The 517-nt window shown below is 68.9% G+C and carries 1 protein-coding gene; it reads right to left on the reverse strand.

Annotated features, from left to right (window positions below; genetic code table 11):
- Positions 1-517: 3,4-dihydroxy-2-butanone-4-phosphate synthase (locus B2W70_RS04005; RefSeq protein ID WP_286743092.1), on the reverse strand; the 517-nt coding region annotated here is incomplete at both ends.

Below are 517 nucleotides of genomic sequence, written 5' to 3' on the forward strand. Positions count from 1 at the left end.
CCGGCATCCAGCCAGTCGAGCACCGAGAAGGGCTCGTGCACGCGCACCAGCACCTCGTCCTCGCGACCGGGCTTGGCGCCTTCGAGGCCCAGGCTCAGGGCCATGTGAACGGCACCCGTGCGGTCCTTGAAAACGCGGGTCTCGAAAGGGCCTTCGGGCGTCTGCATGGTGCGACGGCCAACGGGCTCGATCAGGCTCTCGTTGCGGCTGCGGTACTGGATCAGGTCGGCGATGGTGCCGATCTTCAAGCCATGTTCTTTGGCGAAGACCTCCAGGTCGGGCAGGCGGGCCATGGTGCCGTCGTCGTTCATGATCTCGCAGATCACGGACGATGGCGTGAGGCCTGCCATGCCGGCGAGGTCGCAACCGGCTTCGGTGTGGCCAGCGCGCATGAGCACGCCGCCGTCCTTGGCCTGCAGCGGGAAGATGTGGCCGGGCTGCACAAGGTCGGTGGGCTTGGCGTCGGCGGCGACGGCGGCCTGCACGGTGCGGGCGCGGTCAGCCGCCGAGATGCCGG

The organism is Aquabacterium sp. UBA2148 (genome assembly GCF_002328915.1).
GTDB lineage: Bacteria > Pseudomonadota > Gammaproteobacteria > Burkholderiales > Burkholderiaceae_C > Aquabacterium > Aquabacterium parvum.